The following is a 14,628-nucleotide window of genomic DNA, read 5'->3' as shown; positions in this document are numbered from 1 at the left end:
CAACATGATTCCGGTCATCCTCTCAGGCGGCAGCGGTTCTCGGCTCTGGCCTCTTTCGCGGAAGGCATTCCCCAAACAGTTCCTCGCCCTTACGGCGGAGCAGACACTGTTTCAACAGACGATCGAGCGCCTGGCCTTCGAAGGCATGCAAGCGCCCCTGCTGGTCTGTAACAAGGAACACCGGTTCATCGTCAAAGAGCAATTGGCCGCACGCAAGCTTCAGACTCAGGGCCTCATGCTTGAACCGTTCGGCCGCAACACTGCTCCGGCAATTGCCATTGCGGCGATGAAGTTGCTTGCCGATGACCGCGACGAGTTGCTTCTGGTGCTGCCGGCCGATCACGTCATCGAAGACCATAAAGCCTTCCAGCGCTCCCTCGCCCTGGCGACCAATGCAGCCGAAAATGGTGGCATGGTCCTGTTCGGTATTCCTGCCACCAGCCCGGAAACCGGCTACGGCTACATCAAATGCGATCACAAGGCACGTAACGGGCTGCCAGAAGGCGTCAACCGCGTCACACAGTTCGTTGAAAAGCCGGATGAAGTGCGCGCTCAGGAATACGTCGATTCCGGTGACTACTACTGGAACAGTGGCATGTTCCTGTTCCGTGCCAGCGTTTTCCTGGACGAGCTGAAGAAGCACGATCCGGATATCTATGACACCTGCTGGGTTGCACTGGAGCGCAGCATCAAAAACGGCGAAGAGCTGCTTATCGATCCAGCCACCTTTGCCTGCTGCCCGGACAACTCCATTGACTATGCGGTAATGGAAAAAACCGAACTGGCATGCGTCGTGCCCATGTCTGCGGGCTGGAGCGATGTTGGCTCCTGGTCATCGCTTTGGGATGTGCTGGAAAAAGACGAAAACGGTAACGTGACCAGAGGGGACGTGATCGTCGAAGACAGCCGCAACTGCCTGGTTCACGGTAACGGCAAGCTGGTAACCGTAGTCGGCCTGGATAACATCGTTGTTGTCGAGACCAAAGACGCGACCATGATCGCTCACAAGGACAAGGTCCAGGACGTCAAGAAGCTGGTGAACAAGCTCGACGCCATGAACCGTTCCGAAACGCAGAACCACTGCGCCGTCTACCGCCCCTGGGGCTGGTATGACTCGGTCGATATGGGTGGTCGCTTCCAGGTCAAGCGTATCTGCGTCAACCCGGGTGCGCAGCTGTCGTTGCAGATGCATCATCATCGCGCCGAGCATTGGATCGTCGTCTCTGGCACCGCCCAAGTGACCTGCAACGACAAGACGTTCCTGCTCACCGAGAACCAGTCCACCTATATCCCGGTGACGTCCATTCACCGCCTGGCCAACCCAGGCAAAATCCCGCTGGAAATTATCGAAGTCCAGTCGGGCAGCTATCTGGGCGAGGATGATATCGAGCGTCTGGACGACGTATATGGCCGTGCGCCCAATGATGTGGCCAGCCAGTCGGCTCGCTAACTAGATGTGGCAAAAAAAACCGCGCCCAATGAGGCGCGGTTTTTTTGTAAGCTCCTGCCGTGGATACACATTGCTAAACCAGCTGGCTCCTCGAACTACTACACCGACCGCAAAAACTTGTTCTTACAGCTCAAACCGCTAGCCCGCTTTTAGCGATAACTTGCGCGGGCATGCTTCATGATATGACTCAATACTGCATTACTACCGGATAGTTTTGCGGGCACGCTTGTTTAGCCTAGCCCGCTTGCAGTAATGTTTCCCCTACCGCACACACACCCAACCCGAGCCGGGCCTCATTCGAGCCTATAGCTCGCACCCCTTAGCGCGCCGCGCTGCAAATAGACCTATAACAAAGAGGCAAAACAAGACGTGACAAAAGAAGAACTACGCGCCGAACTGGAGAAGCAAGCCAACCGTTTCCAGGCTGTGTATGGCGGGGAAATAACGACCTATGCCGCGCAGCCCGATCCCGAGCGGAAGCCATGGCGTAAAAAGCCGACCGTTCACGATCAGGTATTCAAGGCGGAGTTGCAGAAAATCGAAAAAGAGTTGTCAGAGCAAGCCGCTGAAGCCAAGTAACCCGCAGCGTTGTAAAAATATGCACCGCACGCCCTGCCGTCAGCAACAGCTTAGCCATCGCAACTGATCGCATCTGATCACCGCTTACCGCCCAACAAAGAGCCCAGAAGCCCCCGTGCCAACTGCCGGCCCAGCTGCGTCGCAGCCTGGCGCATTGCGCTCTTGAATACCCGCCCGGCAGCGTCACCTAGCGCATCGGTGACCTCGTTTCTTGACGTAGCAGCCTTCACTGGCGTTTGGTTGTCGGAAGCCTGCTTCGCCCGTTCGAGCAATATCTCATAAGCAGATTCGCGATCGACCGGCCTATCGTAACGGCCTCGAAGGGGTGAACTGGCGATCAGGTCGTGTCGCTCGCGCTCAGTTAGCGGCCCGATCCGCGATTGAGGAGGCGCGACTGCAACACGTTGAGCCATCGACGTCGTGCCTCTGTCCTCGAGACCGCCGACCAACGCTTCGCCGATCCCCAGCCCGGCCAAGGTGTCCAGAGACGAAAATGCCGGATTGGTGCGAAAACCTTCTGCTACCGCCCGCAGCGCTTTCTGTTCCTTGACCGTATAGGCTCTGAGCCCATGCTGCACGCGCAGGCCCAACTGAGCCAGCACATCATCCGGCAGGTCCGTGGGGGACTGGGTGACGAAATACACGCCCACACCCTTCGAGCGAATCAGTCTGACCACTTGCAGCAACCTGTCCTGCAAGGCTTTCGGAGTGTCGTTGAAAAGGAGGTGCGCTTCATCGAAGAACAGCGCAAGCAGAGGTCGATCGGCATCGCCGCGCTCGGGAAGCTGTTCAAACAGCTCAGCCAATAGCCACAGCAGGAAAGTCGCATAGACTTTGGGCGCCTGATGCACGAGCTGGCTGGCGTCTAACAGATGGATCCGTCCGCGCCCGTCGTGCGCTGGCTGCAAGATGTCCTCAAGCGCCAGCGCCGGCTCACCGAAGAGCGCTTCGGCTCCCTGCTGCTCCAGTGTCGCCAGCCGCCGCAACAGCGCCTGTGACGATGCACTCGTAAACAAGGCTGCATCGTCCCCGAGCACTTCAGGATGCAGTTTCAAATGAGCAAGCAACGACTTGAGATCTTTCAGATCGAGCAACAGCAGCGCTTCGCGATCGGCCACTTTGAATGCCGCATAGAGCGCCGCTTGCTGGCTATCGCTCAGCTCCAGCAGATTGCCTAGCAACAACGGTCCCATCTCGGTAAGCGTCGTCCGCAGTGGATGGCCACTCACGCCGTGCACGTCCCACAAGACCACCGGGTACGCTTGGGGCCGATGGTCGAGCCAGGGCATGCTGGCGATCCGCTCGGCGATCTTTCCTTGCGGATCGCCAGCGGCACCCAGGCCACACAAGTCGCCTTTGATATCCGCCGCGAAAACAGCGACGCCAGCCTCGCTGAACTGTTCCGCGAGGCGCTGCAAAGTCACCGTTTTGCCAGTACCCGTCGCACCGGCGATAAGACCGTGACGATTGGCCAGATGCAACGGGTGGACACTGGGTTCGCCCGTCGCGTCAGCACCTAATACCAGGCGGCCTGTCTGTTTCATCGCAGCCTCACGAGCAGTGGATTGGTCTGCAGCCCTCGCTAGCCCGCCGGCATCGAGCTGCTGGGTTCAGCATCGTCAATCGGAGTGTCACCGGCTGCGCCATCGAGCGCATTCAGATAACGCTTCCAGAGTGTTTCGGCATCCGGAAAGTCAGTCCCCAGCTCAGGGCCCATTTGGTCAGGGTCGTAGCGCTGGGTACAACCACTACCGATAATCGGTGGCGCCTTCGCGCCAGCCTTGTCCAGTGGGTTGCTCATCTCGCCTCCGGCGCCAGTCGTGATGGATCAGTTGAATACCAGTGTCTTGTTGCTATGCACCAGTACTCGGTCTTCCAGGTGATAGCGCAAACCACGCGACAGCACCATCTTTTCCACGTCCTTACCCAGCCGAACCATGTCCTCGATGCTGTCACGATGGCTGACGCGCACCACGTCCTGCTCGATGATCGGCCCGGCATCGAGCTCTTCGGTCACGTAATGGCAAGTCGCACCGATAAGCTTGACACCCCGCAACGAGGCCTGGTGGTAAGGCTTTGCCCCGACGAACGATGGCAGAAAGCTGTGATGGATATTGATCACCCGCTGCCCATATTCCTCGCAAAGCTCGGCCGGCAAAATCTGCATGTAGCGCGCCAGTACAATGGCGTCGGCGCGTTGCTCGCGAACCAGGCGCGACACCTCGGCAAAAGCCTCGTCCTTGCGCCCCGGCTGGACAGGCACATGGATATACGGAATGCCATGCCACTCGACCATGCTGCGCAGGTCGTCATGATTGGAGATCACACAAGGAATATCGCAATCCAGTTCCCCACTGTGCCAACGATGCAGCAAATCAGCGAGGCAGTGCGACTCGCGGCTGGCCATCAGCACTACCCGCTTGCGCTGAGCTGAGTCGGTAATGCGCCATTCCATGGAAAACTCGCGCGCGATTGGTGCAAAGGCTTGGCGAAACCCATCGAGATCGAACGGCAGCGAGTCGGCCCGAATCTCGTGCCGCATGAAGAACCAACCACTCTGATGATCGGAATGGTGATTGGCTTCGGTGATCCAGCCATTGTAGGTCGCCAGGAAATTACCGACCTTGGCCACAATGCCGACGCCGTCGGGACAGGCGATAACCAGCCTGAATGTGCGCATTTTTAAGTTAACTCCGGCTTACCCATAAAGACCGGGCATTCTAGCGCAGCGAAGAAAACCACCACCATATTATTCAGCCGGACCAAAGCATGGCACGGACTGCCGCCCGCACGCGGATCGAGTCGACCCTGTAGAGCGAAAAGAAACACTGCGATTAAAACCGTAATAATCGGAGGGCCAAGTTGCCGTTGGCCCCCAGTGGGCCAGGGAACACAACACCACCAAAAGATAGGGAGCCGATTTTTATCAAATATCGAGACGGCATATTAAGCGTGACGGGATCCGTCGCGACCTTCGATTATGTGCAGTACTTCACCGATGCCAGGTTTAACTAGGCACTTCGAATCGCCCTGCACCGCGATGAAACAAAGTAAGCAAAACTTTACCCAGGCCAACATTTACTTGTCCGCGGCAGCTGTCTATGATTGCTGTCACTTGCGTTCAAACCTATACCAAGGAAGTGACATGTCGCTGATCAATGAATACCGCGCTACTGAAGAAGCTATCAAGGAACTACAGGAACGCCTGAAGTCCCTGTCAGAAGATGACAAGCTGAAAAAGGAACTTGAGTTTGAAGGCAAACTGCGCGAGCTGATGGGCGAATATCAAAAGTCGCTTCGCGACATTATCGCTCTACTCGATCCGGATGCCCGCAGCAACAAGCCGCAGCGTGCATCCAAGGCGCCTGCCACAACCAAGCGCGCCCGCCGCGTCAAGCAGTACAAGAATCCGCACAACGGTGAAGTGATTGAAACCAAAGGTGGCAATCACAAGACGTTGAAAGAGTGGAAAGCACAATGGGGCTCCGACGAGGTTGAAAGCTGGGCCACTCTGTTGGGCTAAGTTTTACGCCACACCCCTAAAAGCCATCTGACGCAGCCTTGCTCAGATGGCTTTTTTGTTCCCTGACCAAGCATCTTCAGAGCATGTATCGTTCACGCAAGCTGCGAGCATGGAGCGACCATTGTTGCAGCAGACGTGCTTGTTCGGCTGTTGCCGATGGCAATAAAGCCAGGAACGCTTGCTCAAACTGTTCCAAGGTATTCGGTGCGCCAAATTCGGGCACCATCAGGCGCTGCCTACAAAAGGCTTGCCATTGCTGGGCTTCGGCCGGCGATAGACACTCGGGAAAGTTACGTGCGCGGTAGCGAAAATGCAGCTCTGGCAAGCGCGGGTCATCAAACGGTGGCGCGGCGTCACTCGCAAACGGCGGAGCGTTTCGTACTTGCTCGCACAAACGCCGGTCACGCTCACTGAAGAATCCGTCATATAACTGCTGCTCCGGATCCGACGACGCCACAAACGCATCCTCCTGATAGATGTCGGCAAGCTTCCAGCGCCATTCGGGCTCCCGCCCGCGTAATTCGGCCGCTCTCGACTCATAACATTGGATATCCAGTCCTAGCCGCTCGATATCTGAGTGGCGCAGCACGCTCATTGGTGCCAGCACTGGGCAACGGTTCATGTGAACGAGTTTCAAGGGAATCGGAAGTTTCTCGCCCAAGTCCTCCCGACGAGTATAAAGCCGCTCGCGAATAGCCTCGGCCTGCTCCTCCCAAAGGGGCGTACATTCGGCGTTCAGGTCGCAGACAATCAACGCGTTACGGTTGCGAGGATGCCAGGCCAGCGGCAGTACCACCGACAGAAAATGACGCGCCGCGGAAAACCGACCCGATATGTGCACCATTGGTTTGAGCAGCTGGACTTGCTCGATCACTGCATGTTTACGACGTAGCTTGTAGAGATAGTCGTAAAGCCGCGGTTGACGCTCACGAAGCAACCGAGCCAAGGCAATCGTCGCCCGCACATCGGACAATGCATCGTGTGCATTCAAATGTTCAAGACCGTTGGCTGCACTGAGCCGCTCCAATTTTAACGTGACCCTTCCCTCCTCTTCAGGCCAAACAATCCCTTCCGGCCGCAACGCGTAGGCGGTGCGCACTAGGTCAATGATGTCCCAGCGGCTATTACCGCCCTGCCATTCGCGGGCATAGGGGTCGAAAAAGTTGCGATATAGGCTGTAGCGCAGCACTTCATCATCAAAACGAAGGCTGTTGTATCCCGCGCCACAGGTACCCGGCACAGCCAGTTCATGGTGCAGCCGGGCCACGAACTCCGCCTCGCACAGGCCTTTTTCCGCTAGCGTGGCGGGCGTAATGCCCGTGACCAGGCACGCGGCTGGATGCGGGAGAATGTCGTCACTCAAACGACAATAAATGTTCAGCGGCTCGCCAATCTCTTCAAACGCCTCGTTGGTGCGAATACCGGCCACTTGCACAGGCCGATCGCAGCGAGGGGAGATACCGGTTGTTTCGAAGTCGTACCAGAAGATGCTGGAGGTCAAGGGAGCTTCCTTCTCGATTGTCGCGCCCAGTCTAGCGCGCCAGACCGCCCTCAACGAATGGTCGGGGCTCTGGTTCGAGTGGAGTTTCGACACAGATCTGAGCAATCTGCCCGCATATCAATCGGAACTGCCAAACCGGTTATGGCCGAAGATGCTATTCGATGGTTTCATTCGCCGGGCGCGGCATCGCGGGCCGTTGCTCGATGCGCGATGTGCGCATAGCATCCAGTCCCCCACTAGCGAGCCTACGCCGTGACATCCGCCCTTTCAGCCACTACTGCATTGCTGGATAACACGCTCCGCGTCGAAACGCCGGAAGGCATAGATTTGCTGCTCCGTCCAGCAGGCCTGGTCCCTCGCGCGCTGGCGTTTGCACTGGACCTGTTGATACGCGGCGCGCTTCTGGCGGCTTTGGGAGTTGCATTCGCGTTGCTGGGCAAATTCGGCATGGGTGTTGGGGCGCTACTGCTGTTTATAGTGCAGTGGTGGTACATGGTGCTGTTCGAAGTGCTGAACCAGGGACGTACACCGGGCAAGCAGTGGCTGGGGCTGCACGTCGTTCATGATGATGGCACACCGATCGGCTGGGCCTCTTCCCTGACCCGCAACCTACTGCGTTTCGTCGACATGCTGCCTTTCGGCTACTTTCTCGGGTCGCTCTGCTGCCTCTGGCATCCATCATTCAAACGATTGGGCGACCTCGCCGCAGGAACAGTGGTCGTGTACCGCGAGAGCAACATCAGCGCGCCCGCACTACCGGCAGCTGAAGCAGTTGCGTCGCCGTTGCCCCTTACGCTGGCCGAGCAGCACGCCCTGATCGCCTTTGCCGAGCGCCATTCGACGCTGTCTGCGGAAAGGCGCCTGGAACTGGCCTCAATCCTGGCCGAAGCGCTACAGGTTGCGCCAGCGCAGGCGGAGACTCGAATTCACAGCATTGCTCGCAGTCTGGTGGGGCCGGCATGAAGCAGAGCCAGTTCGAAACCCGGCACCAGGCCGAATGGCAGACGTTCGATGAAACCCTCGCAGCATTGGAGCGAGGCAAAGGCAACCAACCAAGATTGATCGCTGACTTTCCGGCGGCCTATCGAAGGCTTTGTCAGCAGCTGGCATTGGCGCAGTCGCGCGGCTACAGCATGCGCTTCGTTGAGCGCCTGCAGCTGCTGGTTCAACGCGGACACCATCAACTGTATCGCCACCGTAGCCCGCTAGGTGGTCGCCTGCTCGGCTTCTTTCTGGGCGGTTTTGGCAGGCTGGTTCGCGCAGAGTGGCGCTACCTGGCAGCCGCGAGTCTGATTTTCTACGGCAGCCTGCTGGGCATGGCCGGGTTGGTGCTGGCATTTCCGGAACTGGTCTATAGCCTGATCAGCCCCGAGCAGGTCGCTGAAATGGAAGCCATGTACGACCCCGACGCCAGCCGTCTCGGTCGCTTCGGCGAGCGTGGGTCAGCTGACGACTGGGTGATGTTCGGCTATTACGTGATGCACAACATTGGCATCGCGTTCCAGACCTTTGCCGGTGGCCTGCTGTTCGGCCTGGGCAGCCTGTTCTATCTGCTATTCAACGGCTTGATCATCGGCGCGATTGCCGGCCATTTGACCGGAATCGGCTACGACCAGCCGTTCTGGTCATTTGTCATCGGCCATGGGGCTTTCGAACTGACAGCGATCACCCTGGCGGGTGCGGCGGGGTTGAAGTTGGGTGCCGCTCTCGTTGCACCTGGCCGCCACACACGCAGCGAGGCATTGCGCGTGGCAGCCGCTACGGCAGTGCAATTGATCGCGGGAGCCATATTATTCCTGTTGATTGCTGCCTTTATCGAGGCGTACTGGTCTTCGATGACTTATCCGTCAGCACCGGTCAAATACGCCGTGGGCGCGCTGTTGTGGCTGCTGGTCGGCGCCTATCTGACACAAAGCGGACGGCGGTCCCATGCAGCTGAATGATGCCAGCATGGCGATTCGTCCTCGCACCGCCTGGGAGGCGCTGGATCTCGGCGTTCTCCTGGCACGCCGTCATGCCGCACTGCTGATGCTCAGCTGGGCGCTGGTGACACTGCCGATATTCACCCTGTTCAGCCTGTTGTTCTGGCAATACCCGACGCTTGCTTTGTTGCTGTTCTGGTGGCTCAAGCCGCTCTATGAACGACTACCACTGTTCATCCTGTCGAAGGCGCTGTTCGGCGACACACCGACCCTGCGCCAGAGCATCAGAGCGCTGCCGCAACTGCTGCGCTCCCAGTGGCTTGCCAGCGTGACCTGGCGCCGTTTCAGCGTGACTCGAAGTTTCGACCTTCCAGTGCTCCAGCTCGAGCAACTCAGTGGCTCGGCCCGCCAGCAGCGCCTCGCTGTGCTGGGGCAACGAGACAGCCGGGCCGCATCCTGGTTGACCCTGGTCGGCATGCACTTGGAGATGGGGTTGTGGCTAGGTGCCCTCGCTCTGATGTACATGCTCATCCCACAGCAAATGCTGGCCGACTGGAACTGGCAGGACCTGCTCGGCATGAGCGGCGACTGGCTATGGTTCGAACACTTGTCCAACTTGATGTATGCGCTTGTGCTGGCGGTCTGGGAGCCGATCTATGTCGCCAGCGGTTTCAGCCTGTATCTGAACCGCCGAACCACGCTTGAGGCCTGGGATGTCGAACTGACGTTTCGTCGTCTGCAGGCTCGCGTGAAGACGGTGCTGTCGGTACTGCTAGTGGGGATGGGGCTGTGGTTGCTGCCGGTGCCCAACGCGGCACTGGCTGCGCCTGATGCAGACGAAACAGTTCAGACGAAAGAGGCCTCCGGCCCACAAAGTGATCGCCTGCTCAAGCAGCCCTTGACCAGCAGGGAAGCCAGTGAGCGGATCAGTGAGTTGCTCGACCAGCCTCCTTTCCGAAACCGCGAGACCGTTACCCGCTGGCGCTTCACTGAAGAGGCGGATGGCGAGCCGGGCTGGTTCGCGCGCCTGCTTGAACGGCTGCTACGTAGCGAGCTGGTGGCACAGCGCCCCGACCGCCTGGCAAGCGTGATCGAAGTATTCCTCTGGGCCGCATTGTTCGGCCTGACCGGGTGGCTATTATGGCGCTATCGGGACTGGATCAAGCTGTACGTGAACCCGCGTCAGACGTTGCGATTCAGGCAACGGCAACCTGCGCCCTCCGCACTGTTCGGATTGGACGTGCAACCCGAAAGTCTTCCGCCGGACGTGATCGCCGAGGTGCAGCGGCTTTGGCACGATCATCCACGCGAAGCGCTCGGCCTGCTCTACCGGGCTTTTCTCAGCCGCCTACTGCACGAGCGGCAACTGCCATTGAAAAGCTCGCATACCGAGGGTGAAATACTCGAACTGCTGCGACACGAGGCCCAGCCACAGCTGCTCGACTACGCCGAGGCCTTGACCCGCCACTGGCTTGGCCTGGCCTACGGGAACCAGCTGCCTCCCGATGCGACTCGAGACGAGCTTTGCCAGCGCTGGCTCACTGTGTTTGGCAGTGAGGCCTCGCATGACTAGGCCGCGTCGTCTTTTGCTGCTAATAGCGGGCGCGCTGCTGCTTGGCCTGATGCTGTTTTTTGCAATCAGCAGGGCAACCCCCTACGAAGAAACGATCGAGCATGGACCGGCACCGGAAGTGCGCAGCAATCCGTATCTCGCTGCAGAGCGCTTCCTGACCGACCAAGGGCGTGCGGTCGATCATGCGCAAGGCCTCGGCGGGCTTACCGAAACCAAGGACAGTCGGCAGGTGCTTTTATTGCTCGGAGAGCGCAGCACCATGACGCCCGCCCAGGCCGAACGCCTGTTGCACTGGGTTGATAAGGGTGGCCACCTGGTGTTTGTCGCAGAGCGGATCTGGGACGAAAACGCCGGGAACAGCGGCGACTTGCTACTCGATGCGCTGAACCTGCAGCAGCACGAAGTCAGCGAGAAACCCGACGACAGCCACGTCGCCGATGCTGCTGCCAACGCAGAGAAGCGCCCCGTGCTGACCCGCCTCTATCTGGAGAACGAGAACGCCCCCGCCTATCTCGCTTTCGACACCAACTATCACCTTTACGACGCCGGCGGCAGTGCGCATGCATGGGCCAACAGCGCCGGCGCGACGCACATGTTGCAACTGCGGCACGGGAGCGGCCTGATCACCGCACTCACCGACAGCTGGATCTGGCAGAACGATGCGATTGCCCAGTACGACCATGCCTGGCTGCTGTGGTACCTCACCCAGGACCGCGACGTGACGCTGATCTATCGCACCGACCATGACGGTCTGCTGCAACGGTTGCTGCGTTATTTCCCCGAGGCCTTGTCCGCCGCACTTTTGTTACTGCTGCTGGGCTGCTGGCACGCAGCGCAGCGCCAAGGCCCGCTACTGGAACCTGCCGACCGAGGTCGCCGACAGCGTCGAGAGCATTTGCGAGGCAGTGCAGATTTTCTCTACCGGCGCGCCGGACAGCGGCACCTGATCGCCACCCTGCAAAACGACATCATCCGTCAGGCTCAGCACCGTCATCCCAACCTGGTGGCGCTCGACCATGCGGACCTGTGCAAGGTCCTCGCGCAGCTAAGCCGAACTCCCATTGAAGCCGTTACCCATGCCATGCGGTCGTCGCTGGATAAAAAGATGAGTAATGCCGATTTCACCCGTCAGGTTGCCCGCCTGCAAAGCCTCAGGAATGCGTTATGAGCGATACAACACCGGAACCAAACGACGTGGCTCCGCATACGAGCCCGAACACGCAGCGCCAGCGCGCCAGCCAACTTGCACAGGCGCTACGCCAGGAGCTGCATAAAGCCGTCATTGGTCAACAGGACGTGGTGGACGGCGTGCTCACAGCGCTGATTGCGGGCGGTCACGTGCTGGTTGAAGGCGTACCGGGGCTTGGCAAAACGCTACTGGTGCGGGCACTGGCACGGTGCTTTGGTGGCGACTTCGCGCGCATCCAGTTCACGCCGGACCTGATGCCCAGCGACATAACCGGCCATGCGGTCTACGACATGGCCAGCGAACAGTTCAAGTTGCGCAAGGGCCCGGTGTTCACCAATTTGCTGTTGGCCGATGAGATCAATCGCGCGCCTGCCAAGACCCAGGCGGCGCTGCTGGAAGTTATGCAAGAGCGTCAGGTCACTCTCGAAGGCCGCGCGCTCGCCGCGCCGCAGCCGTTCCTGGTGATGGCCACGCAGAACCCCATCGAGCAGGAAGGCACCTATCCGTTGCCGGAGGCCGAGCTCGACCGCTTCATGTTGATGCTGCGCATGGACTATCCCCAGGCGGACGAAGAATTGGCCCTGGTTCGTCAGGTCACTCGATCCGTTCGCACCGACATTCTCGATGTCAGTGGGTTGCGGGTTCTGCTGCAGGCAAAGGATGTCCAGGCGCTGCAGAAAATTGCCAGTGACCTGCCATTGGACGATCAGGTGCTCGACTATGCCGTCCGGCTGGCCCGAGCCACCCGCAACTGGCCTGGACTGACGCTAGGGGCCGGACCACGGGCATCGATCGCCCTGGTGCGCTGCGCCCGCGCACGCGCCTTGTTGCGCGGCGGCGATTTCGTCGTCCCGAACGATGTAAAAGGCTGTGCCCTGGCGGTTTTGCGGCATCGCGTCCGGCTTTCACCTGAACTCGACATCGAAGGCACTTCGGTGGACCAACTGCTCCAGCAGCTGCTGGAGCAGATCGCGGCCCCGCGCCTGTGACGCCAGCCGGCCTGCGAGCCCTTCAATGAATCCGTCACGTCGATTGCTCTACGCCTTCGCCGCCCTGCTCTGCCTAGGACTGTTGCTAGGTATCGCAGCAGCGCTCGGCAGCCCCCTGTTCACGGGTGCTCATACGGCTTGGTGGGGGTTGTTGCTGTGCCTGGGATTGGTGGCCACTGTCGACGCCTTGCGCCTGCGCCGCCTGCCCTCGCCTGAGCTGCGACGTGTACTGGCTGGCAATCTCGCCTTGGGCCGTTGGCATGACGTTCAGCTCGAGATTCGACATCCGCAGGCGCAAGCCATGCATGCCGAGATTTTCGACCATGCGCCGGCCGGGCTCGACGTGCAGGGGTTGCCACAGCAGGTGCAGCTACCAGCGGGGCAGCACTGCCAGCTCAGTTACCGCCTGCAACCGATGCGGCGCGGCCACTTCCATTTCCAGCACTGCGAGATTCGCTTGTTCAGCCCACTGGGGCTGTGGCGAGAACGCCGTTTGCTGCCGCTGCAATCGCAGACCAAGGTTTATCCCGACTTCACCCAGCTGCACGGTGCGCCCTTGATGGCGGTGGACCGCTGGCTGAGCCGCCTGGGTGTGCGCCAGCAGCCAAGGCGGGGGCTTGGCATGGATTTCCACCAACTGCGCGAATTTCGGGAAGGCGACACCCTGCGCCAGATCGACTGGAAGGCAACAGCCCGTAAACGCGCACCCATCGTTCGCGAATATCAGGACGACCGCGACCAGCAGATTCTGCTCATGCTTGATTGTGGCAGACGCATGCGTAGCCAAGACGGTCCGCTCACGCACTTCGATCATGCGCTCAATGCCAGTCTGCTATTGGGGTATGTCGCTTTACGCCAGGGTGACGCGTTGGGTCTTTACACCTTCGCCACCGAGCAACGGCGCTTCTTCGCCCCAGCCAAAGGCCAGACGCAACTCAACGCGTTGCTCAATGGCGTCTATGACCTGGCCAACACGCAGCGACCGGCGGATTTCGCGTTTGCCGCCAACGATGTGCTGACGCTGCAGAAGCGCCGCGCACTGGTAATCATCCTGAGTAATCTGCGCGACGAGGACGACGAGACACTGCTCGGCGCCGTCCGGCAGCTTTCCCGTCGCCATCGGGTACTGGTCGTGAGCTTGCGCGAGCCGGTTCTAGACAACCTGCGCCAGCAGCCTGTCCGCAGCTTTCAGGGCGCCCTCGATTATTGCGGCACGCTCGACTACCTCAGCGCTCGGGGCCGGCTTCATGAACAGCTTCTCGCCCACGGCGTGCCAGTGCTCGATGCCCGCCCGCACGAGCTGGGACCAGAGCTGATCAGCCGCTATCTGGCGTGGAAGAAAGGTGGTGTGCTGTAACCGATGTGTGCTTACTTTCAAGCAGAAAGCGCTTGTGCCTTGCACAGCTGGCGGTAGTGCAGATGTAGTTCAGGTACCTTGGCAGCAATCCTGATCGGCGGCCTTGTTACCGGCTGACTCGATACGCGGCAGTCGCGCCGGTGGAATGTGCTGCATGGGACGAAAGCTGAAGTAGTGGTGCAGCGCATCGATCATTTCGCGAATCTCACGGGGCGGTGAGACAAATACGAAACCTGAATCGAAGCTGCCGGGCGTAACGTCTTCGCGTGACCAACGACAGATCGCGCTGAAATCGACGTAGCGCAGCTGGCTATGCTGGCCTGGAATTTTCAGACGCATATCGAAACGTATGTCAGTCATCATCGGATAGGGGCTTATGAGCATCAGCCCGGACTCGGACAGGTTGCCAATGAAACCCAACGGCTTGTCCGTGAAATGGTTGAATACGTTGAGGTAATACGGCAATTGATGCCGTTGAATACTGCGTTGATTGTGCATGTCCATCGATTGCGGGCCTGCCGCCAAGTTTTATCGCTGCCGCCGTC

14 protein-coding genes are annotated in these 14,628 nt (G+C 59.4%); 9 read left to right on the top strand and 5 right to left on the bottom strand.

Features of this window, described 5'->3' with window-relative positions:
* Window positions 1-4: 4 nt before the first annotated feature.
* Window positions 5-1,450, top strand: coding sequence for a mannose-1-phosphate guanylyltransferase/mannose-6-phosphate isomerase (locus tag C1896_05530; GenBank protein ID AZZ44421.1), 1,446 nt, complete (start codon window positions 5-7; stop codon window positions 1,448-1,450).
* A 369-nt stretch (window positions 1,451-1,819) separates the two neighbouring features.
* Window positions 1,820-2,029: a hypothetical protein gene (locus tag C1896_05525; protein ID AZZ44420.1), complete on the top strand. Its 210-nt coding sequence runs from the start codon at window positions 1,820-1,822 to the stop codon at window positions 2,027-2,029.
* 77 nt (window positions 2,030-2,106) lie between these two features.
* Here the strand turns inward: C1896_05525 and C1896_05520 are convergent, their stop codons facing one another.
* The 3 genes from C1896_05520 to purU are packed head-to-tail and all read right to left on the bottom strand — an operon-like array spanning window position 2,107 to window position 4,709.
* Window positions 2,107-3,573 (bottom strand): ATP-binding protein, encoded by a 1,467-nt coding sequence (locus C1896_05520; GenBank protein AZZ44419.1) that lies wholly within the window; start codon window positions 3,571-3,573, stop codon window positions 2,107-2,109.
* Window positions 3,574-3,611: 38 nt separating this feature from the next.
* Window positions 3,612-3,830, bottom strand: a complete 219-nt coding sequence (locus tag C1896_05515) for a hypothetical protein (protein AZZ44418.1) — start codon at window positions 3,828-3,830, stop codon at window positions 3,612-3,614.
* Window positions 3,831-3,857: 27 nt separating this feature from the next.
* Window positions 3,858-4,709 (bottom strand): formyltetrahydrofolate deformylase, encoded by an 852-nt coding sequence (purU, locus tag C1896_05510; GenBank protein ID AZZ44417.1) that lies wholly within the window; start codon window positions 4,707-4,709, stop codon window positions 3,858-3,860.
* Between the two features lie 465 nt (window positions 4,710-5,174).
* On the opposite strand from purU, the gene C1896_05505 reads away from it, so the two are divergent.
* The gene (locus C1896_05505) at window positions 5,175-5,552 is read left to right on the top strand and encodes an H-NS histone (protein AZZ44416.1); all 378 of its coding nucleotides are present in this window, start codon (window positions 5,175-5,177) and stop codon (window positions 5,550-5,552) included.
* A 76-nt stretch (window positions 5,553-5,628) separates the two neighbouring features.
* Here the strand turns inward: C1896_05505 and C1896_05500 are convergent, their stop codons facing one another.
* Complete coding sequence (locus tag C1896_05500; GenBank protein ID AZZ44415.1) at window positions 5,629-7,053, bottom strand: exodeoxyribonuclease I; 1,425 nt, start codon at window positions 7,051-7,053, stop codon at window positions 5,629-5,631.
* 282 nt (window positions 7,054-7,335) lie between these two features.
* Here C1896_05500 and C1896_05495 point away from each other — a divergent pair, with 282 nt between their 5' ends.
* From C1896_05495 to C1896_05470, 6 genes are read left to right on the top strand one after another with little or no spacing between them, the layout of a single operon-like run.
* Window positions 7,336-8,016, top strand: coding sequence for a hypothetical protein (locus C1896_05495; protein AZZ44414.1), 681 nt, complete (start codon window positions 7,336-7,338; stop codon window positions 8,014-8,016).
* The gene (locus tag C1896_05490) at window positions 8,013-8,996 is read left to right on the top strand and encodes a hypothetical protein (protein AZZ44413.1); all 984 of its coding nucleotides are present in this window, start codon (window positions 8,013-8,015) and stop codon (window positions 8,994-8,996) included. Before C1896_05495 ends, C1896_05490 begins: the two co-directional genes overlap by 4 nt.
* Window positions 8,983-10,548 (top strand): DUF4129 domain-containing protein, encoded by a 1,566-nt coding sequence (locus tag C1896_05485; GenBank protein AZZ44412.1) that lies wholly within the window; start codon window positions 8,983-8,985, stop codon window positions 10,546-10,548. The genes C1896_05490 and C1896_05485 overlap by 14 nt, the downstream gene beginning before the upstream one ends.
* Complete coding sequence (locus C1896_05480; GenBank protein ID AZZ44411.1) at window positions 10,541-11,716, top strand: DUF4350 domain-containing protein; 1,176 nt, start codon at window positions 10,541-10,543, stop codon at window positions 11,714-11,716. Before C1896_05485 ends, C1896_05480 begins: the two co-directional genes overlap by 8 nt.
* On the top strand, window positions 11,713-12,726 hold the full coding sequence (locus C1896_05475) for an AAA family ATPase (protein AZZ44410.1): 1,014 nt from the start codon (window positions 11,713-11,715) through the stop codon (window positions 12,724-12,726). Before C1896_05480 ends, C1896_05475 begins: the two co-directional genes overlap by 4 nt.
* A 25-nt stretch (window positions 12,727-12,751) precedes the next feature.
* The gene (locus C1896_05470; protein AZZ44409.1) at window positions 12,752-14,083 is read left to right on the top strand and encodes a DUF58 domain-containing protein; all 1,332 of its coding nucleotides are present in this window, start codon (window positions 12,752-12,754) and stop codon (window positions 14,081-14,083) included.
* 69 nt (window positions 14,084-14,152) lie between these two features.
* Here the strand turns inward: C1896_05470 and C1896_05465 are convergent, their stop codons facing one another.
* The gene (locus tag C1896_05465; protein AZZ44408.1) at window positions 14,153-14,587 is read right to left on the bottom strand and encodes a PilZ domain-containing protein; all 435 of its coding nucleotides are present in this window, start codon (window positions 14,585-14,587) and stop codon (window positions 14,153-14,155) included.
* Window positions 14,588-14,628: the final 41 nt, after the last annotated feature.

The sequence above is a fragment of the Pseudomonadaceae bacterium SI-3 genome (genome assembly GCA_004010935.1).
Classification (GTDB): Bacteria; Pseudomonadota; Gammaproteobacteria; order Pseudomonadales; family Pseudomonadaceae; genus Stutzerimonas.
This window is presented reverse-complemented; position numbering and strand designations above follow the sequence as displayed.

Excerpts from the sequence above, each read along its gene's own strand:
- C1896_05490 (AZZ44413.1), top strand. The coding sequence starts at position 8,013 with ATGAAGCAGAGCCAGTTCGAAACCCGGCACCAGGCCGAATGGCAGACG.
- C1896_05475 (AZZ44410.1), top strand. The coding sequence starts at position 11,713 with ATGAGCGATACAACACCGGAACCAAACGACGTGGCTCCGCATACGAGC.
- C1896_05485 (AZZ44412.1), top strand. The coding sequence starts at position 8,983 with ATGCAGCTGAATGATGCCAGCATGGCGATTCGTCCTCGCACCGCCTGG.
- C1896_05465 (AZZ44408.1), bottom strand. The coding sequence starts at position 14,587 with ATGGACATGCACAATCAACGCAGTATTCAACGGCATCAATTGCCGTAT.
- C1896_05530 (AZZ44421.1), top strand. The coding sequence starts at position 5 with ATGATTCCGGTCATCCTCTCAGGCGGCAGCGGTTCTCGGCTCTGGCCT.
- purU (AZZ44417.1), bottom strand. The coding sequence starts at position 4,709 with ATGCGCACATTCAGGCTGGTTATCGCCTGTCCCGACGGCGTCGGCATT.
- C1896_05520 (AZZ44419.1), bottom strand. The coding sequence starts at position 3,573 with ATGAAACAGACAGGCCGCCTGGTATTAGGTGCTGACGCGACGGGCGAA.
- C1896_05515 (AZZ44418.1), bottom strand. The coding sequence starts at position 3,830 with ATGAGCAACCCACTGGACAAGGCTGGCGCGAAGGCGCCACCGATTATC.
- C1896_05480 (AZZ44411.1), top strand. The coding sequence starts at position 10,541 with ATGACTAGGCCGCGTCGTCTTTTGCTGCTAATAGCGGGCGCGCTGCTG.
- C1896_05505 (AZZ44416.1), top strand. The coding sequence starts at position 5,175 with ATGTCGCTGATCAATGAATACCGCGCTACTGAAGAAGCTATCAAGGAA.
- C1896_05470 (AZZ44409.1), top strand. The coding sequence starts at position 12,752 with ATGAATCCGTCACGTCGATTGCTCTACGCCTTCGCCGCCCTGCTCTGC.